General features: G+C 32.8%; 23 protein-coding genes and 1 tRNA gene. 12 read left to right on the plus strand and 12 right to left on the minus strand.

Annotation, left to right across the window (positions count from 1 at the left end):
- Nucleotides 1-121: 121 nt before the first annotated feature.
- Nucleotides 122-195, minus strand: a tRNA-Met gene (locus tag IWX84_RS07675).
- A 154-nt stretch (nucleotides 196-349) separates the two neighbouring features.
- Between IWX84_RS07675 and IWX84_RS07680 the strand changes: the two genes are divergently transcribed.
- Both IWX84_RS07680 and IWX84_RS07685 read left to right on the plus strand, forming a co-directional pair.
- Nucleotides 350-742 carry an START-like domain-containing protein gene (locus tag IWX84_RS07680; protein WP_196850157.1) on the plus strand — a complete coding sequence of 131 codons (393 nt, stop codon included), beginning with the start codon at nucleotides 350-352 and terminating at the stop codon, nucleotides 740-742.
- A 55-nt stretch (nucleotides 743-797) separates the two neighbouring features.
- Nucleotides 798-1637, plus strand: a complete 840-nt coding sequence (locus IWX84_RS07685; protein ID WP_196850158.1) for an aminotransferase class IV — start codon at nucleotides 798-800, stop codon at nucleotides 1635-1637.
- Here IWX84_RS07685 and IWX84_RS07690 read toward each other — a convergent pair.
- The 5 genes from IWX84_RS07690 to IWX84_RS07710 form a co-directional block, all read right to left on the minus strand.
- Nucleotides 1634-2194, minus strand: a complete 561-nt coding sequence (locus IWX84_RS07690; protein WP_196850159.1) for a YqgE/AlgH family protein — start codon at nucleotides 2192-2194, stop codon at nucleotides 1634-1636. The two genes, IWX84_RS07685 and IWX84_RS07690, sit on opposite strands and share 4 nt — an antisense overlap.
- 118 nt (nucleotides 2195-2312) lie before the next feature.
- Nucleotides 2313-2585, minus strand: coding sequence for an HU family DNA-binding protein (locus IWX84_RS07695; protein WP_073210174.1), 273 nt, complete (start codon nucleotides 2583-2585; stop codon nucleotides 2313-2315).
- A gap of 179 nt (nucleotides 2586-2764) precedes the next feature.
- Nucleotides 2765-3712: a methionyl-tRNA formyltransferase gene (gene fmt, locus IWX84_RS07700; protein ID WP_196850160.1), complete on the minus strand. Its 948-nt coding sequence runs from the start codon at nucleotides 3710-3712 to the stop codon at nucleotides 2765-2767.
- Nucleotides 3712-5607 carry an ATP-dependent DNA helicase RecQ gene (locus tag IWX84_RS07705; RefSeq protein ID WP_196850161.1) on the minus strand — a complete coding sequence of 632 codons (1896 nt, stop codon included), beginning with the start codon at nucleotides 5605-5607 and terminating at the stop codon, nucleotides 3712-3714. Before IWX84_RS07705 ends, fmt begins: the two co-directional genes overlap by 1 nt.
- Before the next feature lie 59 nt (nucleotides 5608-5666).
- Nucleotides 5667-6206, minus strand: coding sequence for an AAA family ATPase (locus IWX84_RS07710; RefSeq protein WP_196850162.1), 540 nt, complete (start codon nucleotides 6204-6206; stop codon nucleotides 5667-5669).
- Between the two features lie 146 nt (nucleotides 6207-6352).
- Here IWX84_RS07710 and IWX84_RS07715 point away from each other — a divergent pair, with 146 nt between their 5' ends.
- The 4 genes from IWX84_RS07715 to IWX84_RS07730 all read left to right on the plus strand — a co-directional run bounded on the left by IWX84_RS07715 (nucleotide 6353) and on the right by IWX84_RS07730 (nucleotide 9857).
- Entirely contained in the window at nucleotides 6353-6637 is a 285-nt protein-coding gene (locus IWX84_RS07715; protein WP_196850163.1) for a DUF493 family protein, read from the plus strand.
- 90 nt (nucleotides 6638-6727) lie between these two features.
- Complete coding sequence (locus tag IWX84_RS07720; RefSeq protein ID WP_196850164.1) at nucleotides 6728-7453, plus strand: DUF4290 domain-containing protein; 726 nt, start codon at nucleotides 6728-6730, stop codon at nucleotides 7451-7453.
- Between the two features lie 107 nt (nucleotides 7454-7560).
- On the plus strand, nucleotides 7561-8871 hold the full coding sequence (gene murA / locus IWX84_RS07725) for a UDP-N-acetylglucosamine 1-carboxyvinyltransferase (RefSeq protein ID WP_196850165.1): 1311 nt from the start codon (nucleotides 7561-7563) through the stop codon (nucleotides 8869-8871).
- Between the two features lie 110 nt (nucleotides 8872-8981).
- Complete coding sequence (locus IWX84_RS07730) at nucleotides 8982-9857, plus strand: cation diffusion facilitator family transporter (protein WP_196850166.1); 876 nt, start codon at nucleotides 8982-8984, stop codon at nucleotides 9855-9857.
- A gap of 99 nt (nucleotides 9858-9956) precedes the next feature.
- Here IWX84_RS07730 and IWX84_RS07735 read toward each other — a convergent pair whose 3' ends face one another.
- From IWX84_RS07735 to IWX84_RS07745, 3 genes are all read right to left on the minus strand, one after another.
- Nucleotides 9957-12443 (minus strand): DUF5686 and carboxypeptidase regulatory-like domain-containing protein, encoded by a 2487-nt coding sequence (locus tag IWX84_RS07735; RefSeq protein WP_196850167.1) that lies wholly within the window; start codon nucleotides 12441-12443, stop codon nucleotides 9957-9959.
- A gap of 63 nt (nucleotides 12444-12506) precedes the next feature.
- Complete coding sequence (gene aroQ / locus IWX84_RS07740; protein WP_196850168.1) at nucleotides 12507-12920, minus strand: type II 3-dehydroquinate dehydratase; 414 nt, start codon at nucleotides 12918-12920, stop codon at nucleotides 12507-12509.
- A gap of 73 nt (nucleotides 12921-12993) precedes the next feature.
- Nucleotides 12994-13557, minus strand: coding sequence for a porin family protein (locus IWX84_RS07745; protein ID WP_196850169.1), 564 nt, complete (start codon nucleotides 13555-13557; stop codon nucleotides 12994-12996).
- A gap of 363 nt (nucleotides 13558-13920) precedes the next feature.
- Here IWX84_RS07745 and IWX84_RS07750 point away from each other — a divergent pair, with 363 nt between their 5' ends.
- The 3 genes from IWX84_RS07750 to xerD all read left to right on the plus strand — a co-directional run bounded on the left by IWX84_RS07750 (nucleotide 13921) and on the right by xerD (nucleotide 16477).
- Nucleotides 13921-14511: a porin family protein gene (locus IWX84_RS07750; protein WP_196850170.1), complete on the plus strand. Its 591-nt coding sequence runs from the start codon at nucleotides 13921-13923 to the stop codon at nucleotides 14509-14511.
- 141 nt (nucleotides 14512-14652) lie between these two features.
- Entirely contained in the window at nucleotides 14653-15243 is a 591-nt protein-coding gene (locus IWX84_RS07755; RefSeq protein ID WP_196850171.1) for an outer membrane beta-barrel protein, read from the plus strand.
- Nucleotides 15244-15547: 304 nt separating this feature from the next.
- Nucleotides 15548-16477, plus strand: coding sequence for a site-specific tyrosine recombinase XerD (gene xerD, locus IWX84_RS07760; protein ID WP_196850172.1), 930 nt, complete (start codon nucleotides 15548-15550; stop codon nucleotides 16475-16477).
- 84 nt (nucleotides 16478-16561) lie between these two features.
- Here xerD and rny read toward each other — a convergent pair whose 3' ends face one another.
- From rny to IWX84_RS07775, 3 genes are all read right to left on the minus strand, one after another.
- Complete coding sequence (rny, locus tag IWX84_RS07765) at nucleotides 16562-18124, minus strand: ribonuclease Y (RefSeq protein ID WP_196850173.1); 1563 nt, start codon at nucleotides 18122-18124, stop codon at nucleotides 16562-16564.
- A gap of 209 nt (nucleotides 18125-18333) precedes the next feature.
- A complete protein-coding gene (locus tag IWX84_RS07770; protein ID WP_196850174.1) occupies nucleotides 18334-18627 on the minus strand; it encodes a cell division protein ZapA in 294 nt (97 codons plus the stop codon).
- Between the two features lie 8 nt (nucleotides 18628-18635).
- Complete coding sequence (locus IWX84_RS07775; protein ID WP_196850175.1) at nucleotides 18636-18926, minus strand: hypothetical protein; 291 nt, start codon at nucleotides 18924-18926, stop codon at nucleotides 18636-18638.
- Between the two features lie 176 nt (nucleotides 18927-19102).
- On the opposite strand from IWX84_RS07775, the gene IWX84_RS07780 reads away from it, so the two are divergent.
- From IWX84_RS07780 to IWX84_RS07790, 3 genes are all read left to right on the plus strand, one after another.
- Nucleotides 19103-20800 (plus strand): M23 family metallopeptidase, encoded by a 1698-nt coding sequence (locus IWX84_RS07780; RefSeq protein ID WP_196850176.1) that lies wholly within the window; start codon nucleotides 19103-19105, stop codon nucleotides 20798-20800.
- Between the two features lie 12 nt (nucleotides 20801-20812).
- Complete coding sequence (locus IWX84_RS07785; RefSeq protein WP_196850177.1) at nucleotides 20813-23278, plus strand: TonB-dependent receptor plug domain-containing protein; 2466 nt, start codon at nucleotides 20813-20815, stop codon at nucleotides 23276-23278.
- A 125-nt stretch (nucleotides 23279-23403) separates the two neighbouring features.
- Nucleotides 23404-24126, plus strand: a complete 723-nt coding sequence (locus IWX84_RS07790) for a hypothetical protein (RefSeq protein WP_196850178.1) — start codon at nucleotides 23404-23406, stop codon at nucleotides 24124-24126.
- The last annotated feature ends 15 nt before the right edge of the window (nucleotides 24127-24141 follow it).

The raw sequence follows: 24141 nt of genomic DNA on the forward strand, positions 1-24141 counted from the left end.
ACGTTATTAACGTGATAACTCGTTCTTTTTTTTAAATTCGTCACTCCAATTCGTCATGGAGTGACGAATTTATTTAAATGAAAAAACCCTTAAACAATTGCTGTTTAAGGGTTTGTTTTCGTAGCGAGGACGGGATTTGAACCCGTGACCTCAGGGTTATGAATCCTGCGCTCTAACCGACTGAGCTACCTCGCCAAATGTTCAAAGAATAACCATCCCTGAACGCGGGTGCAAATATAAAAATAATATTAGAGCATACAAGCATAAATCAAAGAAAAAAAAATATTTTTAAAAACGCTTTTTTTTCGAATTTATATTCTATATATTTCAGAAAAATTAAATGTAGCTCATGGATCAAAAAGTACGTTACGAAATCGAGTTCCCCATAAATTCGTCACCCCAATTGTTATATCAGTATATTTCAACACCGTCTGGTTTGTCTGAATGGTTTGCTGATAATGTGAATTCGCGTGGTGAATTTTTTACTTTTATTTGGAATGACTCCGAAGAAAAAGCTAGACTTGCTTCTAAGAAATCAGGTGAGAAAGTAAAATTCAAATGGGTCGATGAAAATAATAAGGATACGGAATACTTTTTTGAGTTGCATATTTTGGTAGATGAGTTAACTAAAGATGTTTCCTTAATGGTGGTTGACTTTGCTGAAAAAGATGAGGTGGACGAAGCTACTCAACTATGGGAAAATCAAGTTTCAGACCTTAAACATCTAATAGGTTCTGTGTAGTATAATCCTATTTTATAACTTATATTTGCCCTAAACAAAATTTAGGGCTTTTTTTATGATTAATTTTAATGGAATTATAGTGTCACAAGATGCTAATATATTAACACAAAACCGCGCTTTCTTATATGGTGATGCTGTTTTCGAAACGGTTAAAATAATAGATAATAAAATTCTATTCTTAGAAGATCATTATTTTAGACTGATGTCTTCTATGCGAGTGATCCGAATGGAAATACCGATGAATTTCACGATGGAATATTTCGAGGAGCAAATTCTATCCTTGGCAAAGAATAATTCATTATTGGATTCGTCACGTGCCAGAATAACTGTTTATAGAAATGATGGAGGGTATTATTTACCGCTCAGTAATAGTGTTTCTTTTTTGATTCATGCAGTAGCTTTAGAAAACACCTATTATTCAATTGAAGATAAGGAATATGAAGTAGATCTGTACAAAGATTTTTACGTGACCAAGCAATTACTCTCTTCTATAAAAACAACCAATAAAATCATTAACATAACGGGAAGTATTTATGCTAGTGAGAATGGCTTGGATAATTGTATTCTATTGAATGACAGTAAGAATGTCATTGAGGCATTACAAGGAAATATTTTTATGCTGATTGGAAATAAACTAATTACCCCGCCGGTTTCAGAGGGTTGTCTGAACGGCGTAATGAGAAAACAGATTTTAGGATTGGCCAAAAAAATAGATTACATAGTAGTCGTTGAAGAGGTAATTTCTCCATTTGACCTTCAAAAAGCGGATGAATTATTTATTACTAATGTGATAAAAGGGATACAGCCTATCACTAAATATCGCAAGAAAAACTTTACTACGAAAGTAGCAAATCAATTACTGCAATTGCTTAATGAAGCAATCAGTGTAAATTAATTCAAATAAGGGTTTTCGGGAGCATTTGACCAAATAAGGTATTCTCCTCCTAATTCTCTTATTTGTTCTTTCCAAAAATGAGTGGCTGATTTACCAATGATTTTATTTTCATAGTTATTTTCAGCAATGATCCATGAATTTTCTTGCATTTCAGATTCTAGTTGGTTTTCATCCCAACCTGTGTAACCAAGGAAAAAGCGAATGTTATCTTTAGTGACCTGACCGTTGTTAATCAGTTTTTTTGTAGATTCAAAATCACCGCCCCAATAGATTCCATTTGAAATTTCAATACTGTTTGGAATCAAATCTGGAATATTGTGTATGAAATATAGATTGTCTTGTTCTACCGGACCACCATTATAGATTTTAAACCTCGCGTAAATTTCGGGGATTAAATCATTAATTGTATATTTCAATGGCTTATTGATAATAAAACCAACAGATCCTTCTTTATTATGATCTGCTAATAAAATTACGGATCTATTAAATGATAGATCGCCAACTATGGAAGGCTCTGCTATAAGGAGATTTCCTTTTCTTAATTTTTCTGAGATCATGACGTTGTCTTTTACTATATTAAATTTAAGAATAATATTGTGAAATTACCAAATAAACTCGATAAAGTGCATAAAAAAACCTTCCATAGGAAGGTTTTATTATATTGGAAAACTTAAACTAGTTTACTGCTCCTTCTAATTCTGCACCAGCTTTAAATTTCACCACATTTTTAGCAGCGATTTGAATAGTTTTTCCTGTTTGAGGATTTCTACCGTCTCTAGCAGCTCTAGCTGAAACTGACCAAGATCCGAAACCTACTAAAGATACTCTTCCACCTTTTTTCAAGGTACCACCTACATTTCCTAAAAATGACTCTAAAGCTAATTTTGCAGCAGCTTTTGTAATTCCTGCTTCAGCAGCCATAGCATCGATTAATTCTGATTTGTTCATAATAAATAGTTATTAATTGTTGGTTAAAAAAAATTGTTAATACACAAATTTAGTAGGAAATACGTTCCTTGCAAGTGTTTTCTCTATTTTTAGTTCGTTTTGTTGATAACTTATTTTTTTTGTTCATAAAGCAACATTATTAGTGCTTAAATCATCGATAAACTCCCATTTTACTGACGTTAATAGGCTTTTGCATTTTCGGTAAAAGCGATTCCGTTTAGTAATTCGGCAGTTGTCATCCTTTTTTTTCCAGGAAATTGCAAATTTAACACTTGGATGAATCCGTTTTTTACAGCAACTTTCATTTCTTTTTTGGTACAAATTATATGGCCTACGTCATAGGAATGATCTTCTGAAATTATTTTTGCTTCATATATTTTCACATTCCACTCTTCATTTTTATCGCCAAAGAAACACCAGGCAGCCGGATATGGACTCAAACCTCTTATTAAATTATTAATTTCGGAAGCTGATTTTGTCCAATCTATTTTGCAGTTTTCCTTATTTAGTTTGTATGCGGTTTTTATATCGGAATCGTCTTTCTGAATAATGGTCGTTACATTTCCTTTTTCAATCATTTCCAAAGTTTCGATAACGGTTTTGCTTCCTAGATTCATTAATCGGTCATGCAATTCTCCAGCATTTTCACTTTCCCCAATTTCAATTTCCGAACTTAGAATCATGGCTCCCGTATCAATTTTATCGTCAATGAAAAAAGTGGTCACGCCAGTTTTTGTTTCTCCATTTATAATTGCCCAATTGATGGGTGCGGCACCGCGATAATTGGGTAGGAGTGAAGCGTGAAGATTGAAAGTCCCCAGTGAAGGCATTTCCCAAACTACTTTTGGTAACATTCTAAAAGCAACTACTATTTGTAAATTGGCATTCAAAGCTTTTAATTCGGCTAAAAAAGTTTCGTCTTTAAGATTTGTAGGTTGCAGTAAAGCCAAGTTGTTTGCTAATGCATATTCTTTTACAGCAGAGTATTTTATTTTTTGTCCACGACCGGCAGGTTTGTCTGCCGCTGTGATAACGCCAACAACTTCATAGTTGTTTTTGATTATGGTATCCAGAATTCCAACTGCAAATTCAGGTGTTCCCATGAAAACAATTCGTAATTTTTCCATTATGATCTTAAAGTATATTTATTGTTTGGTTTTACAAGTATGGTGTTATTATCTAATAAATGTTGCAATACAAAGATAATATCGTCCGGCTTATTTTTAGTTTTATCTTGTATTTCTCTGGAATTTAAATTTTCAGTTTGTAATAAAGTTATTATTGCTGCAGAAAGCGAATTAATATCTGGTTTGCGTTGTTTTTTTGTTATACAATAGGAACAAATACCACAATCCGTAGTTACTTTTTCGCCAAAATAATTCAAAATCAATTTACTTTTGCAAACTTTTTTCTCATTGATATAATGGAGTACAGCCTTGAGTTGTTCCTTTTTTAATAGGTTTTGATTTTCTAAATATTTAGAAACTCTATTAATGGTTCTTTCATCTTCGCGAACTTCGTTGAAAATTAAAGTGGCATCATTATTTTTCGAATGATATTCTATAATGTCTTTTTCCTTTAATTTTTTTAAAACCGCTTGTATTTCTGCAACAGCATGATTCGATTTTTTTGCAATCAAATCTAAATTAAATGCCGTCTGCATCTCATAAATTCCGGGATAGGTTCGCAATATTGCCAAAATTATTTCTTCGTCATTAGGATTCAAACTCATGTACCTAATTACTTCTTTGGACGGAATTAGAAACTGAAGCGTAATTTTTTCAGAAAATTCTTGAGATAGACTAACAATGCCTTGCCTGTCCAGAAATTGCATAGCATTGTATGTTTTCAACGTAGGAAAGCCATATTTTAAACAAAAATGATTCAAATTGAAAGTGAACTGTTCATTGATTCCTTCTCCATATGCGATTTGGAAATAATTACAGAGCTTGACATACATTTGATTCAAAAACTGTTTGTCAGGCAGAATATTTATAAATTGATTTTCAGTTTGCAAGATATCCGAAGGACTTGTTAATAAAATAGCATATGCTTTTTCACCATTTCTTCCCGCTCGTCCCGCTTCTTGGTAATAATTTTCTAAATTTTCGGGCAGTTGAATATGAATCACCGTTTTTACATTGGCTTTGTCAATTCCCATTCCAAATGCATTTGTGGCAACAATGACCTGTACTTCATCGTTCATCCACAACTGCATATTTTTATCTTTTTCTTTGGACGTAAGTCCGCCGTGATAGTAAGTGGACTTGAATCCTAAAGACTGTAATTGGGATGAAATGTCCAAACATGATTTCCTGTTTCGTACATAAATTATAGAAGGTTCCGGATTTTTCTTCAGTATTTGTTCTATTCTGAAAAGTTTGTCCTCTACTTCAAAAACCATATAAGCGATATTTTCCCTTGCAAATGATTTTTGGAAAACTTGAGGATCATGTAATCCTAATTCGTTGATGATGTCTTCTTTAACTTTTGGCGTAGCTGTTGCGGTCAAAGCCAAAAAAGGGACTTTTGGGAAATGTTTTTTTAGCGAGGAAATCTTCAGATAAGCAGGTCTAAAATCGTGTCCCCATTGTGAAACACAATGTGCTTCATCGATTGTAATTAAGTTGATAGGAAGGTTTTTTATTCGTTCCAATATCCAATCCGATTGTAATCGTTCCGGTGATAAATAAAGAAATTTATAATTTCCGAATTGGCAATTGTCCAAAAGGTCAATCATTTCCTCCGATTTTATACCGCCAGTAAGCGCTATGGCTTTTATATCCCGCTTTTGCAAATTGGCGACTTGGTCTTTCATTAGGGCAACCAAAGGTGAAATAACTAAGCAAATTCCGTCGTTCATCATCGCAGGAATCTGAAAACAGACTGATTTTCCGCCACCAGTTGGCATTAAAGCAAAAGTATCTTGGCCACTTAAAACGGAATTAATAATTTCGTTTTGCAGCGACCTAAATTTATCATGTTTCCAATATTTTTGAAGAATAGCTACTGCTTCTTGCATAGATTACGGGTTTCGTTTCGTCGAAAACATTCCAAATTTAAAAATCCAAAATTTAAAAATTATCTGGAAATTTCATCTAAGATAAACAGAATTCTGTTATCTACGGTATCTTTTGGCACTTCTATGAGTTCGTAGCCGTAATTTTGATAGGTTTCAGCAAGATGAGAATAGATGATTTTAGCTTGTTCGAAGTTCTCATAACGTTCACCATCGCTAATGTATATGTCTTCCCAAGGCGGAAGAATGAAAATTTTTGAATAGATATGTTCTTTGCAGGCATCATCAAAAAAATCAGGATAGGTATCGCCGATGTAGTGCATATAAGCCAAAACATCTGGAATTCCCCGGTCGATAAATACAACGTCGTGAGGTTCTTTTGAAGCATTTTGAAATTGCTTTTTTCTTCCTTCAAGCAGTAGTTCGCTGAATAGTAGCGGTTGTTCAAGAAATAATTGTTCGATTCCTTGTTTTTTTGCTTCCAAAGTTACTTCCCGAGAGATTTCGGGATAACAACAATGTCCGTTCGCAATTAATCCGTCTATGATAGTACTTTTGCCTGTTCCAGGACCGCCAATGATAACTATGATTTCTTTCTGCACTTTTAAAAAATAAGGCGCAAATTTACTTAAACTTATTGGGATTTAAAAAAATGATTCGTGTTAAAATGATATTAGACAAAAAATCATAATTCATAATTCATAATTTACTTTTGAAACCGTATATTTGCCTTTATTTTTAAAAGAAAATGGATAAAGAGACTGAAGAATTTTACGATAGATTAAAAGTGGAGTTGGATTTAGCTAATACTTGGCCGGCTTTGTACTTATTTAAATTTATTGTGCCTACTGAAAATGATAACGTGGAACGTGTTGAATCAGCTTTTGATTGTATGGGTGCAGTTATTAAAACAACAAGGTCCAAGACTGGTAAATTTACCAGTATATCTGTTGATGTTACTGTGAAAGACTCACAAGAAATAGTTGATAAATACCTGGAAGTTTCTATAATTAAAGGTATTGTTTCCCTTTAAATACAAGATAGTTTTTAGATGATACATTCGAATGATTGTTAATCTTTGGAGCTAAGTGTCATGCAAAATCAAAAAAATATACATTCGAATATGAATTCAAAATATATTAAGGAAAACTCGAACGATGTTGTTCACCATTTGGAATATAATGCGGAACGATCGCATTTAATTATTCCAGAATACGGACGTCATTTGCAAAAACTAATTGATCAGGCAACTAAAATTAAAGATGATGTCGAGCGAAACAAGGCGGCAAAATACATTATTCAAGTAATGGGAAGTTTGAATCCTCATTTACGGGATGTTCCTGATTTTCAGCACAAGTTATGGGATCAAATTTTTATCATGTCTGATTTTAAATTGGTTGCCGATTCTCCATATCCAATACCATCTCGTGAAGTGTTACAACTAAAACCAGATGTATTAAAATATCCTCAAAATTTCCCAAAATACAGATATTACGGCAACAACATAAAATATATGATTGATGTAGCCAATAAATGGGAAGATGGTGAAATGAAAAATGCATTAGTGAAAGTTATCGCTAATCATATGAAAAAATCCTATTTGAGTTGGAACAAAGACACGGTAAAAGATGATGTTATTTTCGAACATTTGTATGAGCTATCCGATGGGAAATTGAATTTAATTCAGAGTACTGAGGAACTATTGAACACTACTGATTTATTACGAACAAATAAACGGGTGTCAAACAAAATTTTGCCTGTTGGACAACCAAAAATTCTTAGTAACAAGAATTTAAAAACTGGAAAGACCAATCCGGTACACAAAAACCAAAACAGAAAACCTTTGTAAGTCAGTTTTAAATTAGGAGTTATAAGTTATGAATTTTTTTTGCATTAACTTTTAGCTCGTAACTTTTTAACTCATAACTAATAATTTATAACTCATAACTGTAAAAAATGGGAATTTTTAAAATAGAAGGTGGCATTCATCTTAAAGGAGAAATCACACCACAAGGAGCTAAAAATGAAGCATTACAAATTTTGTGTGCTGTTCTTTTGACTTCTGAAAAAGTAACAATCAACAATATTCCTGATATTATTGATATCAACAAATTGATTACGCTTTTAGGAAATTTAGGAGTAAAAATTCAGAAAAATGGATCAGGATCATATACTTTTCAAGCCGACGATGTAAATGTTCAATATTTAGAAACCGAAGCTTTTAAGCAAGAAGGTGGATCTCTTCGTGGATCCATTATGATTGTTGGGCCACTTTTAGCTCGTTTTGGCAGAGGATATATTCCAAAACCTGGAGGAGATAAAATAGGTCGTCGAAGATTAGATACCCATTTTGAAGGTTTTATTAATCTGGGAGCGAAATTTCGTTACAATAGAGAAGATCATTTTTATGGCGTTGAAGCTGCAGATGGATTGACAGGAGCTGATATGCTGCTAGATGAAGCATCTGTAACCGGAACAGCTAATATTGTGATGGCTGCCGTTTTGGCAAAAGGAAAAACAACAATTTATAATGCAGCATGCGAACCTTATTTACAACAATTGTGTAAAATGTTAAACTCCATGGGAGCTAATATTACTGGTGTTGGGTCTAATTTATTGACTATTGAAGGAGTGGATAGTTTGGGCGGTTGTGAGCATAGAATTCTTCCTGATATGATTGAAATTGGTTCATGGATTGGATTAGCTGCCATGACTAGAAGTGAAATAACAATTAAAAATGTAAGTTGGGAAAATCTTGGTGTTATTCCAAATACATTCAGAAAATTAGGGATTACGCTAGAACGCAGAGGAGATGATATTTATATCCCTGCTCATGTTGATGGTTACGAAGTGAAAACCGATATTGATGGTTCTATTCTTACTATATCAGATGCACCTTGGCCTGGATTTACTCCGGATTTATTGAGTATCGTTTTAGTAGTTGCCACACAAGCCAGAGGAGATGTATTGATTCATCAAAAAATGTTTGAAAGCAGATTATTCTTTGTCGATAAGTTAATCGACATGGGAGCAAAAATCATGTTGTGTGATCCGCATAGAGCGGTTGTTATGGGACATGATTTCAAATCACAATTGAAAGCAACCACAATGTCTTCACCAGATATTCGTGCGGGAATTTCATTATTGATTGCAGCGCTTTCGGCAAAAGGAACTAGCACTATTCAAAATATTGAACAAATAGATAGAGGATACGAGCGTATTGACGAACGATTGAGAGCTATTGGAGCCAATATTATTCGAGCATAAACTCATTATTATACTAAGGTCGTTTAAGTAATCCTAATAGATTTTGAATACATAGATTCAATTAGGTTTATTTAAACGATTTTATTTTTTTTTAATTTTTAAAAAGAATCATGTCAAACGAACAAACTGCAATACAGGCCACTTATTTTAGTATCGTTGGAAATATAAGTTTGGCAATCATAAAGGGCTTAGCTGGTTTTTTCGGAAATTCGTATGCTCTCGTTGCAGATGCAATCGAATCTACGACTGATATTTTTGCATCATTTTTGGTCTTATTTGGAATTAAGTATTCAAATAGACCAGCGGATAAAAATCATCCTTATGGACATGGTCGAGCAGAACCGTTAATCACTTTTTTGGTGGTAGGTTTTTTAATTACTTCAGCTACAATCATTGCTTATGAAAGTATTGGCAATATTAGAACGCCACATGATTTGCCACATTCGTGGACACTTTATGTACTTGCGGCGATAATCATATGGAAAGAGTATTCTTTTCGCGTGGTTATTAAAAGAAGTATTGAGACCAATAGTTCTTCGCTTAAAGCTGATGCTTGGCATCATAGAAGCGATGCTATAACATCTGTAGCTGCATTTATTGGAATTTCTATTGCTCTAATTATGGGCAAAGGGTACGAATCTGCTGATGATTGGGCTGCACTTTTTGCGTCTGGATTTATACTATTCAATGCCTATTTAATTTTTAGACCTGCCCTGGGAGAAATCATGGACGAGCATTTGTATGATGATCTCATTGAAAAGATAAGACAAGTGTCGCTCCAAGTGGAAGGGATTATTGATACCGAAAAATGTTTCATCAGAAAAGCTGGTATGCAATATCATGTTGATTTACACGCAATTGTCAATGGAAATATTACTGTAAAAGAAGGGCATGATTTAGCTCATCAACTAAAAGATACTTTGAGAGAAAAATTACCTGAATTGGGCCACGTTTTGATTCATGTGGAACCTAGTGAAGAACATTAAAGTAGACCTAGAAAGGAAAGTTAATAGAGGCTGTGTTTCGTAAAAAAAGGAGCAGATTTTTAAAATCTGCTCCTTTTTTTATTAAAACTTAACCAAAAACTACTCCAAAATATTTAAAAATTTAAGACCAAAAACTACTCCATCGCCTTTATAACCGTTTTGGTAAGAACGAACATAATCAACTCTAAACAGTTTGAATTTTCCAAAACCTAGATTGTCCAATCCAACAGTTACTTCCGTGTATGGTTTGTTATTTGGGGTAGAAAGTGCATGAGCACCCAGAATCAAAGTGGATTTTAGCTTATTCAACAAAGGGATTTTATTCATGATATACCCTTTGTCGTTGTATTCGCCATGCGCTTCAAAATAGCTGTCATTGGTACTGTTTGAATAATAAGGCAGTAAGTTGAAAACATTCAAATAACGTTCGGTTTGACCTATGTGCGTTTGGTTTCCGTTGAAATGTTTGTAGTCTATAAAAGCAATATTATCCGCATTCAGAAACTTTCCTGCTTTAAGATTCAACCCTAAAACTCCTTTATTTCCCAATGTGAAATCATAGGTTAATCGTGTGTTGAAATGGTCAAACTCGTATTTCTTGTCATTAGCTGCAAATGCTTTTTCATACCCTAAATAAAGGGTAGGATATTTTTCATTTCTAATATTAAATTTTCCGTCTGGACGAGAAGAATACTTGTTTCCAAAATTGATTTTTGCAAGTAAATTAGCTTTCGTTAAATGGTGTTTTTCAAAAGCCGGACTAGTAAAATCATTCGGAGCTAAAGGGTTATTCGAAGTATATAAATCAGACTTGTTAAAATAAGAAAAATCAGTATTGTTAAATAAAGGTTTGCGTTGCTGATATTCTATTTTTCCTCCTAGGTTCACTCCATTTGCAATGTCTTGACTGTACCCTAATCCTACAGATTCTAAATTATACAATTTCATATAATTATTTTTGAATGCTAATGAACTTATTGTGTTTATAGCTTTGCTGATGGGAGCATTCGGATTGAATTGCTTGATGGAACTTCCGCCTGTCAAATCGAAAGTTGCGTAATTCATTTTGTTGAATCGATGAATGAATTGTCCCGTTATACGCAAGCGATCTTCCGCAAAACCGTAATTTAGTTTAGTACTTATTGAGGTGTATTTTCCTTGGTATTCTTGGTTTTTCCAGTTGGTATATCGAAACCCAGAATCAAAATTATAACCTTGTACGGTATTAAAACTTAGTGACCCTATGTTTAATAAACCCTCATAACTAAGACTGTATTTGTCTGTACTGTTCTTATAAGTATAACCGCTGAGTAATTTCATTAGTTTAAACTTATTCTCTTTTGCATCTATTGAATCTAGATATTTTTCAGAATGTCTAACCTTGTAAATACTGTCTTTTCTAATATAATCCGTACTTTCTTCGATTGTTAATGGAATGGGTCTGTTGGTATTCCAGAAAAGGCTGTCTTTTTTATTGGCATTTATTTCGATGCGTGTAATTTCATTTGTAAAAGTTTTTTTAGCAAAAGAATTTATAAATTCATAATTACTATATACATAATTGAATTTTCCATTAAATTTTATACCAAAAGCACCTGCAGTAAAATCGAGACTTTGCGTATTTTTTGCCCAAATTCTACTGTTTTTATTGTAACTGAAATTTTGTTTCAGGTTCATAACATCAATGAACTCTTGATGCATTCGATACCCTTTTATATCCAAATCTACCGCGTAAATAGCCCAGGAATCGTCAACTATGTAAATGTAGCCTTCAAAAACCGGTTCGTTATCACGTTTGGGACTTACTTTTATTTTATTTATAATTTGGGTATTTTCATCAACAAACGTTCCTTCTAATTTAAATTTGTAATAGTTAAAAGCATTATCAGCAATGGGGGAAATCATATTAATACCAAACTTTATGTTGTTTTCATAAAAGTCATAGAACGACGAACGTGCAGTATTATAACTGTAACCTTTATCATTTCCGCTTACTTTTGAAGCGGTAACTACTTCTTTTAAATTATTTGGTTTTTCAAAAGTGATTTTAGAAAATGTTTCCGACAATGAAATAATTCCTGTTCCAGTTGAATCTAAAGCGCCATCTAAATCGCCAATTTTTTGACCAAATATTTTTTTAGGGGCATTTTTTAATTTGAAGATTCCTCTGGAATAAAAATCGGCTGTAAAACGAGCTGTATTTTCCGTATTTTCTTTTTTGCCGGCAATCGCATTTTTTATGATGGCATTAGCAAGATTATTTTTGGTGTTAATTACAACTTCGTTTAGCGAGAAACTTTCCTCTAGCATTTTTACGTCCAAAGTATAAGGTAAAGTTCCTCCTGTAATGGCTCGTTTTTGGGTTTTAAATCCCAAATACTGAAAGACTATCTTGTTTTTACCAACTGATTTTATATTTAGTTGGTAGTTTCCTTGCTCATTAGAGGTGGTACCATTATAGGTATTTTCTTCAAATACACTGACAAAGGGTAATGGATTTCCTTTATCGTCAGTGATGATTCCTTTGATTTGGGCATTGGAATAAAGAGATAAGAATAATAATAGGAACAAGTAAGCATTCTTCATAAAAAATATTTTCTTAGTAAGACGCTTAATTGTAGGTAATGTTACATGATTGTTCTGTTGAAACTATAAAAAAGACTGTATGGCCAATTCATAACTTTTTAATCCGAAACCTAGAATAACACCTTTTGCATTTCCGGAGATATACGATTGATGTCTGAAACTTTCACGCGAAAAAGTATTTGAGATATGAACTTCAACAACCGGTGTGGTAATGGCTTTTATGGCATCGCCAATACCTACAGATGTATGTGTATAAGCGCCAGCATTAAGGATTATCCCATCAAATGAAAAACCAAATTCCTGAATTTTATCAATTAACTCCCCTTCTATATTGCTTTGGTAATATGTAAATTCAATGGTTGGAAATTTTATTTGTAAAGTAGTAAAATACTCTTCAAAAGTTTGATTTCCATATACCTCTGGTTCACGTTTCCCTAAAAGATTAAGATTTGGTCCGTTAATGATACTGATTTTCATTGTAGTGTTTTTTGTAAAAATAAAAAAACCGTTCCATATATTGGAACGGTTTTAGAAATAAATATTTTATTTCTTAGAACTTAATACCTGCGGAAATTTGAACAACAGAGTTTTTTACTTCAGCATCTTTTGAAGCATCCGTTAATCCTAAACCGTATCGTCCTTGAATAAAAAGATTCTTAGTAATATTTAGGCCTAAACCTCCAACTACCGCAAAATCAAAAGTGTTTGCATCTTTTACGTCAAAATTGTTTCTTTCGCTCAATAAAAATGAAGCTTGTGGACCTACTTCAAGGCTGACGAATTTATTCAGATTGATTTTTGCTAAAACCGGAATCGATAAATAGCCTAATTCATTTCTAAATTCTTCAACTGCATTTTTGTAAGTCGCTCCTTGAGTAGAATATAATAATTCAGGTTGTATAGCGAAACTGTCTACAAGTTTTATTTCTGCAATTAAACCGGCATGATAACTTGTGATTGCTGAAGTATTGTAATTAGTGCTATTTACTGTGATATCAGATCCTGTTTGATTCGCGTAATTCACTCCCCCTTTAATTCCAAATTTAACTAACTGTGCCTGCATTTGAAATGAAGCGGCTACGAGTACAATGGCAACTAAGATTGTCTTTTTCATAAAATGGTATTTTAATTTTTATTAATTATTTAAACTTAAAACTCGGTATTTGAACAATTATTGCTCATTATTATTATTAAACAAATTGTTGTTATAAATTTATAAAAAGAACAAAAATAAAGATTTCGGTAGAGTCCTGAGTAGTATTTTTTTTATTAATACTATGTAAAAATACCAATTTTTAGGATTGTTTTTTTATGTTAATACATTTTTCGTGCCAAAAAACAATGATTAAATCTTACTATTTAATGTTAAAGGTGTATTTGAACTTAATAGTTTGATAATTAACTAGTTTGTGTTTTATATAACATATTTTAGAAGTAAAATTTTTTACATTTGACCCTACATTTTAAATAAAAGATCATGAAAAAAATTACTTTAACAATTGTTACGATATTTCTATTTGGTTATGTAAATGCACAACAAAAATCGGAAATGTCTTTTGGAATTAAAGGAGGCTTAAATATTGCTTCAATTTCTAATATTGACCAAGACGGTGTTAATTCAAAATCTTTAATAGGGTTTCATGCAGGATTTTTTGCTGAATTTATGATAAGTGACAATTTCGCACTGCAACCTGAATTACTTTATTCTGCTCAAGGAGTTAAATTAGACTCTTTTGGTGACGATGGGGATTTGAAATTAGACTATATAGTTATTCCGGTAATGGCCAAATATTATGTAGCAGATACTTTTAGTCTTGAATTTGGACCTCAAATTGGATTTCTAGTATCGGCCGAAGCAAAATCCGGTGGAGTATCTGAGGATGTTAAGAATGATTTTGAATCTACGGATGTAGGATTGGGTTTTGGTGCCAATTATGATTTCGCTGAAAAATTTATGCTTGGTGCTCGTTATAATTTAGGTTTAACACGATTACAAAAAGATGTGTTTCCAGGAGAATCAGAGTGGAAAAATTCTGTTTTTCAAATTTCTTTGGGTTACAAATTCTAACGATCAAGTAAAATATTATTTTAAACCTTCTGTCACAACGGAAGGTTTTTTTATGGGTAAAACAATTTTTTAATAGATTTTGATTTTTAACATTTATTATTATTTTTGTAGTAAAAATTTTAAATTTTAATTATAATCAAAATGAAAAAAATAATTTTAGCAGTAGTTGCATTTTTAGTTTTTACAAATGGATATTCTCAAAAGGAAGGTGGATTCAGAGTTGGTTTAGATTTTGGATTTGTTCCATCAAATGGAGGAGCTGGATTATTGTTCTCTATTGAGCCAAAATATAATATAAAAGACAACATGAATGTGGGTTTGCGAATAGGAGCTGCCGCGATAGTTAGAGATGTATATGATTCGGGTAGTACTACAAGTGCTAAGGTTTCTGCTAATGGTTCTTATGTTGCTACTTATGATTACTACTTTAATAGATCTGAAAAATCTTTCGTACCTTATTTTGGAGGTGGTTTGGGCTATTATAGTATAGCAAATGTTGAGTTTGATACCGCAAATAGCGCAGATAATACTGCAATAGCTGCAAGCGGTAAAATGGGAGTATTAGTGAGAGGTGGTTTTGAGTTGGGAAAATTTAGAATGGGTTTAGAATATAATATCGTTCCCGAATCTACTTTGCAAGATATAAATGGTAATAATAAAGGAACAGTACCTAACTCCTATCTTGGTATTCATGTAGGTTTTTACATTGGTGGTGGAAAATGGGGTAAATAAAATTTATTCTTAGGACTATTTATCTCTTATTTTTGAATTCAATTATAAAATATTTTAAAACATCTTATTTAGGCTAACGTCTGTACAGAAATTTAAAATAGGACACGGATAACACCGATTAAGGAGATTTATACTGATTTTTAAGTTGATATTAAAAAGTTAAACACGAATTTCACAAATTTGCACAAATTGATTCGTGCAAATTTGTGAAATTCGTGTTTAATATCCTATCCAATTTTTGTGTTCACACGGTAGCTTATTTAGGAGGTTTTTTTATGTCTAAAAAAGTCTTTACTTTGTCTACATGAATTGGAATTTATACATTAAAAGCTATCAGTCGTACTTGAAAATCGAACGTGGTTTGTCAAAGAATACTATCGAAAATTATACCTTCGATATTGACCGATTGTGTCAATTTCTTGATGAAAATGGAATTATTGTTTCGCCTATAGAAATAGGTGAAGAGACGTTGCAGCAATTTATTTATAGCGTTTCAAAACAGGTAAACCCGCGTTCACAAGCCAGAATTATTTCCGGATTAAAAAGTTTTTTCAGCTATTTAATATTTGAAGATTATCGGACCAATAATCCTTTAGAATTGATTGAAACACCAAAAACAGGACGAAAGCTGCCGGATGTATTGTCTACGGAAGAAATTGATGCACTGATCGCTGCAATTGACTTAACATCAAATGAAGGAGAACGTAATCGCGCTATGCTGGAAACACTTTACGGTTGTGGGCTTCGAGTTTCGGAATTAGCGGCGTTAAAAATTTCAGATTTGTTTTTTGAAGAGGGATTTGTTAAAATTACAGGAAAAGGAAATAAGCAACGTTTTGTACCTATTGGGGATTTGACGCAAAAATACATCCAAATTTATAGAAATAATAATAGAACACATCTTAGTATTCAAAAAGGATTTGAAGATACATTGTTTTTGAATAGAAGGGGGAAACAGTTGACTAGAGCAATGATTTTTACAATCATTAAAGATTTAGCGGTCAAAATAAATTTGAATAAAAATATAAGCCCACACACTTTACGACATTCGTTCGCTACTCATCTGCTGGAAAATGGAGCTGATTTGCGTTCCATTCAGTTAATGCTTGGACACGAGTCAATAACGACTACCGAGATTTATGTTCATCTTGATAGAAAATTTTTGACAGATGTAATTAACACTTTTCATCCCAGAAAGAATCCCCTCGCAGTCTCCCCAAAGGGTAGGGGGTAAAGCAAAAAAAAAATGATTAGCCTTACCGCTAATCATTTTTTTTTAAAGTATGAATCGTCTCCTTCGGGGAAGGTTAGTATGGGATTACTTAGCAATATTAACTGCTCTTGTTTCTCTAATTACAGTTACCTTCACTTGACCTGGATAAGTCATTTCAGTTTGTATTTTTTGAGATATTTCAAAAGATAAAGTAGCAGCATTGTCATCAGAAACTTTTTCGCTTTCAACGATTACGCGAAGTTCTCTACCAGCTTGAATAGCATAAGCATTTTTTACACCGCTAAATCCGTAGGCTACTTCTTCTAAGTCTTTTAAACGTTGGATGTAAGAATCTAAGACTTGTCTTCTTGCGCCTGGTCTTGCACCTGAAATCGCATCACAAACCTGAATAATCGGTGATAATAAAGATTTCATCTCTATCTCATCATGGTGAGCTCCAATAGCATTACAAACTTCCTCTTTTTCACCATATTTTTCAGCCCATTGCATTCCTAGTAAAGCGTGAGGTAAATCACTTTCAGCATCTGGAACTTTACCTATATCGTGCAATAAACCAGCTCTCTTGGCTAATTTTACATTAAGACCTAATTCTGCTGCCATGATTCCACAAAGTTTAGAAACTTCACGGGAGTGTTGCAATAAATTTTGTCCATAAGAAGAACGGTATTTCATACGACCTACGACTTTAATCAATTCAGGATGCAATCCATGAATTCCTAAATCGATAACGGTACGTTTACCAACTTCTATAATTTCATCGTCAATTTGTTTAGCTGTTTTAGCAACAACCTCTTCAATACGTGCTGGGTGGATACGTCCGTCTGTTACTAGTTTATGTAGTGCCAAACGTGCAATTTCTCTACGAACTGGGTCAAAACAAGAAAGAATAATTGCTTCAGGTGTATCATCTACAATGATTTCTACTCCAGTTGCAGCTTCTAATGCTCTAATATTTCTACCTTCACGACCAATAATTCTACCTTTAACATCATCTGATTCAATGTTGAACACCGAAACACAGTTTTCAACTGCTTCTTCAGTTCCAACTCTTTGAATAGTATTGATGATGATTTTCTTCGCTTCTTGTTGTGCTGTTAATTTCGCTTCTTCAATAGTATCTTGAATATGCGACATCGCTTTGGTCTTTGCTTCTGCTTTTAAACCTTCTACCAGTTGATTTTTAGCTTCTTCAGCAGACAAACCAGAGATAACTTCCAGTTGTTGCAATTGACTTTTGTGTAGTTTATCAACCTCTGTTTGTCTTTTGTCAAGAATTTCTATTTTAGAGTTGTATTCTAAAGTTTTTGATTCGAAATCATCATTGACTTTTTTAGCTTTTGATAATTCATTAGAAATTTGAGATTCTTTGTCTCTAATTCTTTTTTCGATTTCAGCTACTTTCTTATCACGAGACAATATAACTTGCTCGTGCTCTGATTTTAATTCAATAAATTTTTCTTTTGCTTGCAGTATTTTATCTTTTTTTATGTTTTCTGCTTCAAGATTAGCATCTTTTAAAATTGATGAAGCTTCTTTTTTAGCGTTTTTGATTAAATTAGAAATATTGCTTTTTTCAATTATTTTGGCTATTCCAAAACCTCCTACAATACCTATAATTCCTGAAATGATGATCGTTACTATGTCCATGTTTGTTAAAATTTATATATAAAAAAAGCCTACATTAGTGAGATTGAATAAACTCTGAATGACAAGTTTTGAGCTAACTCACTGTTCAAGTTTCCTCGCCGAAGCGTGGCATGCTTTAGAAGTGATGATTTGCTCATTCTAAAATGTTAGTGTTGAGTTTACCAAATGTGAACTAATGTAGGCAGTATCTTAGTCTTTGTAAAGAACGTTTAATTGTCGAGATATTGATCTAAAATCGCATTGATTTTTTTAATTCTTTCAATGGTTGCTTCGCCATCAATTGAATTGTCAATTTGTTTTTGTTCTGATTGTGATGCAAATTGTAAAGCGCACATGGCTAATACATCTTGCTTATCACGTACAGCATAATTTTCTTCAAACTGCTTTATCATCACATCAATTTTCTTTGAAGCGCTTCTAAGGCCTTCTTCCTGAGACAAATCAACCGTCAATGGATAGACTCTGTCTGCAATTGATATTTTAATTTTAAGCTTTTCGTCCATATCTTTTATTAATCTGATAGCTGTGCTATACAGTAGTCGATTTCGCGAATTAATGAATTTATTTTAAGCTTTGTATCTCTTTTGTTTTCGTCACTGCCTAGTAATGCGTTGGCCATTTTGAGTGTTTCACACTGCGTTTTTAGCGCTTCAATCTCTTGTGATTGTGTTTGTATGAACTGTGCAGCTTTTGTTAATTCAACTTTTAAATCTTGACTGTTTTTCTCTAAACTTTTCATTTTTATGAAAAGTTTTTCAACCTTATTTTCAAGAGTATCAATTATTTCTGCAATTACACTCATTATATTCCTAATTCATTACTTAATCTTACAAAGTTAGTATTCCTTTTTATTTTTGCAATATTTTATTGATTTTTTTACGTTAAAAAAATCAATTATATGTAATTCAGTATGTTGTGATTTGATTTTTTTCTGATTTTTATTAACTGCTTTTTTTTACCTTAGCAAAAATCTATTCAATGAAATTTTTTATTTATTTATTTTTCTTCAGCAGCGCTCTTTTTGCTCAAACAGATTACCCAAAAGACTATTTCAGTCCACCTCTAGATATTCCCATGCAACTTTCAGGTAATTTTGGGGAATTGAGACCCAATCATTTTCATGCAGGTTTTGATTTAAAAACAATGCAAAAGGAAGGGTTAACTGTTCACGCTATTGCAGATGGGTATATTTCTCGAATTAAAATATCAACTTTCGGGAATGGAAAAGCAATTTATATCACGCATCCTAATGGTTATACTTCTGTTTATGGACATTTACAAAGAGCCAATGAAGCGATAGAAAGTTATATAAAGAAAACCCATTACAAGGAACGCGCATTTGAAATTGAAATGTTTCTGAAACCGGATGATTTGCCTGTCAAGAAAGGCCAGGTGATTGCTTTTTCTGGTAATACGGGTGGTTCTGAAGGACCACATTTGCATTTTGAAATTCGAGATACTAAAACGGAAAAAGTTGTAAATCCCATGTTTTTTGGTTTTGATAAAAATTTCAAAGACACTAAAAAGCCTGTTATTTCAAATCTTTATGTTTATCCAGTAGACAATAAAACTACGGTTAATCATTCAAAGCGTCCAGTGTTACTGAATTTATCGTTGCAAAAAGACGGAACTTATTTGTCTGAGAAGGTAGTTTCTAATGGGAAAATAGGGTTGGGGATTGCAACTTTTGATTATGACGATGTTTCGTTCAATAAAAATGGAGTATATAAGGTACAGTCTTTTTTAAATGGGAAACCAAATTTCGGCTATCAATTTGAAAGCTATTCTTTTGATGAAATGCGTTATGTAAATGCGCTCATTGATTATTCAAAGTATAAAAAAACAGACCAGAGGGTTCAGAAATTATTCATGAAAAATAAATTTGGACTTAGTGTCATCAAAACCGACGAAAATAATGGAATAGTTACAGTGCTTCCAAATTTAAAGTCCGTTTGTCGCATTGAAGTTTCTGATTTTTATGGAAATAAAAGTACTATTTCTATCCCTATTCAATATGATCTTTTAACAACCATTATTGAGGAAGAACCAATTGTTTCAAATTATTTTGTGAAGGCAAATAAAGACAGCAATTTTGCTAAAGATAATATATCAGTTTACTTTCCTGCTGGAACTTTTTATGATGATTTCAATTTAAATTTTGATGTAAAAAAGGATACGTTATTTCTTCATGAAGATATTGTTCCGGCTCATAGTAATTTTACCATTTCGATTGAAGATAAAAAATACACAGAGGCTCAGAGAAGCAAACTATTTATTGGTATGATTGAAGGAAAAAAAATAAGCTATTTCCCTACCTTTCGAAAGGATAGTTTGTTTACCGCAAAATCCAAAACATTAGGTCAGTATGCATTGGTTCTAGATACGATTGCGCCAAAAATCTCGATCACTAAATCAATTGAGGGAAAATGGGTAAGTGATCAAAAGTCGCTTCAACTGATTATTAGTGATAGTTTATCTGGCATAAAATCCTATAATGGTTACTTGAATGGAAACTGGATATTATTGGAGTATGATAATAAAACAAAAAAAATAACCCATAATTTTAAAGATGGAATTGTGGCTGAAGGGTCCAATGATTTAAAAGTGGTTGTAATTGATAATGTAGGAAATTCGACTACCTTTACAACTCGTTTTTTTAGAAGTCAAAAAAAATAAATCCCATATCATTTGAGTACGAATAGATTAATACTTGTTTTGCTTTTTATCTGTGTGGGGTTTTCCCTGACTGCACAAACTGCTCGAATAAAAGGAATTATTTTGGATTCCAATAATAAACCAATTGATAACGTAAATGTTGTTTGTCTAAGCAAAGCAACACAATCCAATACGAATGGATTCTTTGCTTTAGCAGTTCCCGCTAATCAGAAATTGATTGTCATTTTTACTCATATTTCGTTGAAGAAGACGACTCTTTCAGTTCAATTAAAACCAAATGAAGACTACGTGTTCAACTTGGTCATGAATGATCGCGAAGAACAAATGGGAGAAGTTATCGTGGTTTCTAAAAACAAGAAAAGAGTTCAGGGAATTACTACTATAGAACCAGAAGTTATCAGGAGAATACCTGGAGCAAATGCAGGAATTGAAAATATTTTAAAAACCTTGCCGGGTGTAAATTCTAATAATGAGCTGAGTACGCAATATGCGGTTCGTGGTGGAAATTACGACGAAAACTTAGTATATGTAAACGAGATTGAAGTGTATCGGACCTTTCTTATACGTTCCGGACAACAAGAAGGATTAAGTTTTACAAATACCGACTTGGTACAAAATATTGATTTTTCAGCAGGTGGTTTTCAAGCAAAATTTGGAGACAAACTATCGTCAGTTTTGGATATTACCTACAGGAAACCGACAAAATTTGGTGCTACTCTTGAGGCTAGTCTTCTTGGCGGAAGCCTTGCAATAGATGCTGCTTCCAAAAATAAAAAATGGACTGCTATTACTGGAGTTAGGTATCGTAACAATAGTCTTTTGGTTAAAAGTCAGGAGACGCAAACTAATTTTACTCCTTCGTTTGTTGATATTCAAACCAATGTAAACTATCAGGCGTCAGATAAATGGCAATGGAGTTTTCTTGGTAATATTTCGCAAAATAAATACCAATATCAGCCTTTGACTCGTCAAACTAATTTTGGAACACTGGATAAACCTATGGCACTTTTAGTTTATTATGAAGGGAAGGAGAATGATAAATACGATACTTATTTTGGAGCAATAAAGTCTGTTTTTAAAGTAAATGACAGCTTTTCATTAAAATTTATCGGATCCGTTTTTCATACCTTGGAACAGGAACATTTTGATATTTTTGCACAATATCGATTAGGGGATGTTGATTCGAATATTGGATCGGAAACCTATGGTAATGTTAATTATTCTAAAGGAATTGGGTCACAACTTAATCATGCCCGAAATGATTTAGATGCACTGATAGTGAATACCGAGGTGAAAGGGATTTATGATTGGAAACAAAACCAATTGGAGTGGGGAATCAAATATACACGAGAATCCATTAGAGATCGAGTTGTAGAGTGGGAAGTGATTGATTCAGCAGGTTTTTCTGTCAACCCTCCAATTAAAATTTTGCCAAAAAATGACCAGCCGTATTCTTCTTATACAGGGCCTCTTGTTCCATATCAAAATGTGAGAGCTACCAATTTTAATACAATTAATAGATTTTCAGGTTATGCGCAGTGGAGTCGTAAAGATAAAAATGGTGCCAGTGAAGTTTGGTATAATGCTGGAATACGAATGCATAATTGGGAGGTTTTGGGAGATAACTTAAACGGAAAATCTCAAGTGACTTTTAGTCCAAGAGCACAATTTGCCATAAAGCCGGACTGGAAGAAGGACATGGTTTTTAGGCTTTCGGGTGGATTGTATCATCAACCACCATTTTATCGGGAATTGCGAGATGCCGATGGAGTAGTGCAGCCCGATGTTAAAGCACAGCAGTCTGTACATATTGTTTTGAGTAATGATTACAGTTTCAAAATGTGGAATCGTCCTTTTAAATTGGTCTCTGAACTATATTATAAATCGTTGACGGATGTGAATACCTATACAATTGATAATGTTCGCATACGATATGCTGCTACCAATAATGCGAAAGCCTATGCGCAGGGATTAGACGTGCGATTGAATGGGGAGTTTGTTCCGGGAACCGAGTCTTGGTTAAGTTTTGGCTATCTAAAAACAGAAGAGAATAGCGCTGATAAAGGATATATTGCAAGACCAACAGATCAAAGACTGAAATTTGGACTTCTGTTTCAAGATTTTATGCCGAATATTCCAAGTGTGAAAATATATCTAAATTTGGTTTATAATACCGGTTTGCCAGGAGGTTCACCATCATATGCAGATCCTTATTTGTATCAAAACAGATTAAAGGATTACCGCAGAGCCGATGTCGGATTTTCCAAAGTACTTATTAATGATAAAACTAATGTTAATAGAAGTTGGTTGAAAAGTTTCAAAGAATTAGAAATAGGGTTAGAAATTTTTAATCTTTTTAATAATCAGAACGCAATTACAAATACTTGGGTTCGCGATGTATATTCGAAAAATCAATATGCAATTCCTAATTATATGACAACCAGAGTTTTTAATGTAAAATTGAACGCGCGCTTATAAATCAGGGGAAATACCTGAGTTTTAATATTAGTTTAAAGCTTTTCTGTTTTATAAATCATTCAAAGAATACCAAAAGCATTTTTAAAAATGATTACATTTGAATTTATTTTTAATACTATACCATCATGAAAAAATTACATATCGCCTTATTGGGAATAACTGTTTTGCTTTTAGCAAGTTGTAAAGAAGACTCAGAAAAACCAAAAGTAACTTACGATGGTTCGAATAAAGAAAAAACAACGGTGAAAACCGATGCTGCTTCAATTGCAATTGCTGATTTACCTATCCAAATGCAAGGAACCGATTATTTGATTCATCCAGTTGGGGATTTAAGTATTCGCGAAAAAGGGATTAAAACAAGATACGGATCTTCAAGCGTGAATGATTTGAGTTTTACCATATCTAATTATGGAGAAAATGAAATTACCGGGTTTTTGCAGAATTTAAAGTTTCAACGAATCGATTCGGATTCCATTAAAGCATTAACTGATAAACCGGTTTTAATTCAAACTGCGACCTATTTAAAATCAGTTTCTGATAGAACCAAAAACCAAATTATGGTCTACACAATGGTTGATATGGATACCAATAAAGATGGAAAATTAGACACCGGTGATATCAAAGCATTGTATATTAGTCAAATAAGTGGAGATAAGTTTACTAAAATATCACCTAGTTTTCAGGAATTAATAGATTGGAATTTGATTGAATCTAAAAACTGTTTGTATTTTAGAACGGTTGAGGATACTAATAAAAATGGACAATTTGACAAAATGGATGTCGTTCATTACAATTATATCGATTTGTCTAAAAAAGAATGGAAAGTTATAAGTTATGAGCCAGTTTAATTTTTATAATTTAAA

Origin of the sequence: Flavobacterium sp. CG_9.10 (genome assembly GCF_015752245.1) — a bacterium.
Classification (GTDB): Bacteria; Bacteroidota; Bacteroidia; order Flavobacteriales; family Flavobacteriaceae; genus Flavobacterium.

Bases quoted from the DNA above. Each gene is read 5' to 3' on its own strand.
- IWX84_RS07680 (WP_196850157.1), top strand. From the start codon at position 350: ATGGATCAAAAAGTACGTTACGAAATCGAGTTCCCCATAAATTCGTCA.
- IWX84_RS07685 (WP_196850158.1), top strand. From the start codon at position 798: ATGATTAATTTTAATGGAATTATAGTGTCACAAGATGCTAATATATTA.
- IWX84_RS07690 (WP_196850159.1), bottom strand. From the start codon at position 2,194: ATGATCTCAGAAAAATTAAGAAAAGGAAATCTCCTTATAGCAGAGCCT.
- IWX84_RS07695 (WP_073210174.1), bottom strand. From the start codon at position 2,585: ATGAACAAATCAGAATTAATCGATGCTATGGCTGCTGAAGCAGGAATT.
- fmt (WP_196850160.1), bottom strand. From the start codon at position 3,712: ATGGAAAAATTACGAATTGTTTTCATGGGAACACCTGAATTTGCAGTT.
- IWX84_RS07705 (WP_196850161.1), bottom strand. From the start codon at position 5,607: ATGCAAGAAGCAGTAGCTATTCTTCAAAAATATTGGAAACATGATAAA.
- IWX84_RS07715 (WP_196850163.1), top strand. From the start codon at position 6,353: ATGGATAAAGAGACTGAAGAATTTTACGATAGATTAAAAGTGGAGTTG.
- IWX84_RS07720 (WP_196850164.1), top strand. From the start codon at position 6,728: ATGAATTCAAAATATATTAAGGAAAACTCGAACGATGTTGTTCACCAT.
- murA (WP_196850165.1), top strand. From the start codon at position 7,561: ATGGGAATTTTTAAAATAGAAGGTGGCATTCATCTTAAAGGAGAAATC.
- IWX84_RS07730 (WP_196850166.1), top strand. From the start codon at position 8,982: ATGTCAAACGAACAAACTGCAATACAGGCCACTTATTTTAGTATCGTT.
- IWX84_RS07735 (WP_196850167.1), bottom strand. From the start codon at position 12,443: ATGAAGAATGCTTACTTGTTCCTATTATTATTCTTATCTCTTTATTCC.
- aroQ (WP_196850168.1), bottom strand. From the start codon at position 12,920: ATGAAAATCAGTATCATTAACGGACCAAATCTTAATCTTTTAGGGAAA.
- IWX84_RS07745 (WP_196850169.1), bottom strand. From the start codon at position 13,557: ATGAAAAAGACAATCTTAGTTGCCATTGTACTCGTAGCCGCTTCATTT.
- IWX84_RS07750 (WP_196850170.1), top strand. From the start codon at position 13,921: ATGAAAAAAATTACTTTAACAATTGTTACGATATTTCTATTTGGTTAT.
- IWX84_RS07755 (WP_196850171.1), top strand. From the start codon at position 14,653: ATGAAAAAAATAATTTTAGCAGTAGTTGCATTTTTAGTTTTTACAAAT.
- xerD (WP_196850172.1), top strand. From the start codon at position 15,548: ATGAATTGGAATTTATACATTAAAAGCTATCAGTCGTACTTGAAAATC.
- rny (WP_196850173.1), bottom strand. From the start codon at position 18,124: ATGGACATAGTAACGATCATCATTTCAGGAATTATAGGTATTGTAGGA.
- IWX84_RS07770 (WP_196850174.1), bottom strand. From the start codon at position 18,627: ATGGACGAAAAGCTTAAAATTAAAATATCAATTGCAGACAGAGTCTAT.
- IWX84_RS07775 (WP_196850175.1), bottom strand. From the start codon at position 18,926: ATGAGTGTAATTGCAGAAATAATTGATACTCTTGAAAATAAGGTTGAA.
- IWX84_RS07780 (WP_196850176.1), top strand. From the start codon at position 19,103: ATGAAATTTTTTATTTATTTATTTTTCTTCAGCAGCGCTCTTTTTGCT.
- IWX84_RS07790 (WP_196850178.1), top strand. From the start codon at position 23,404: ATGAAAAAATTACATATCGCCTTATTGGGAATAACTGTTTTGCTTTTA.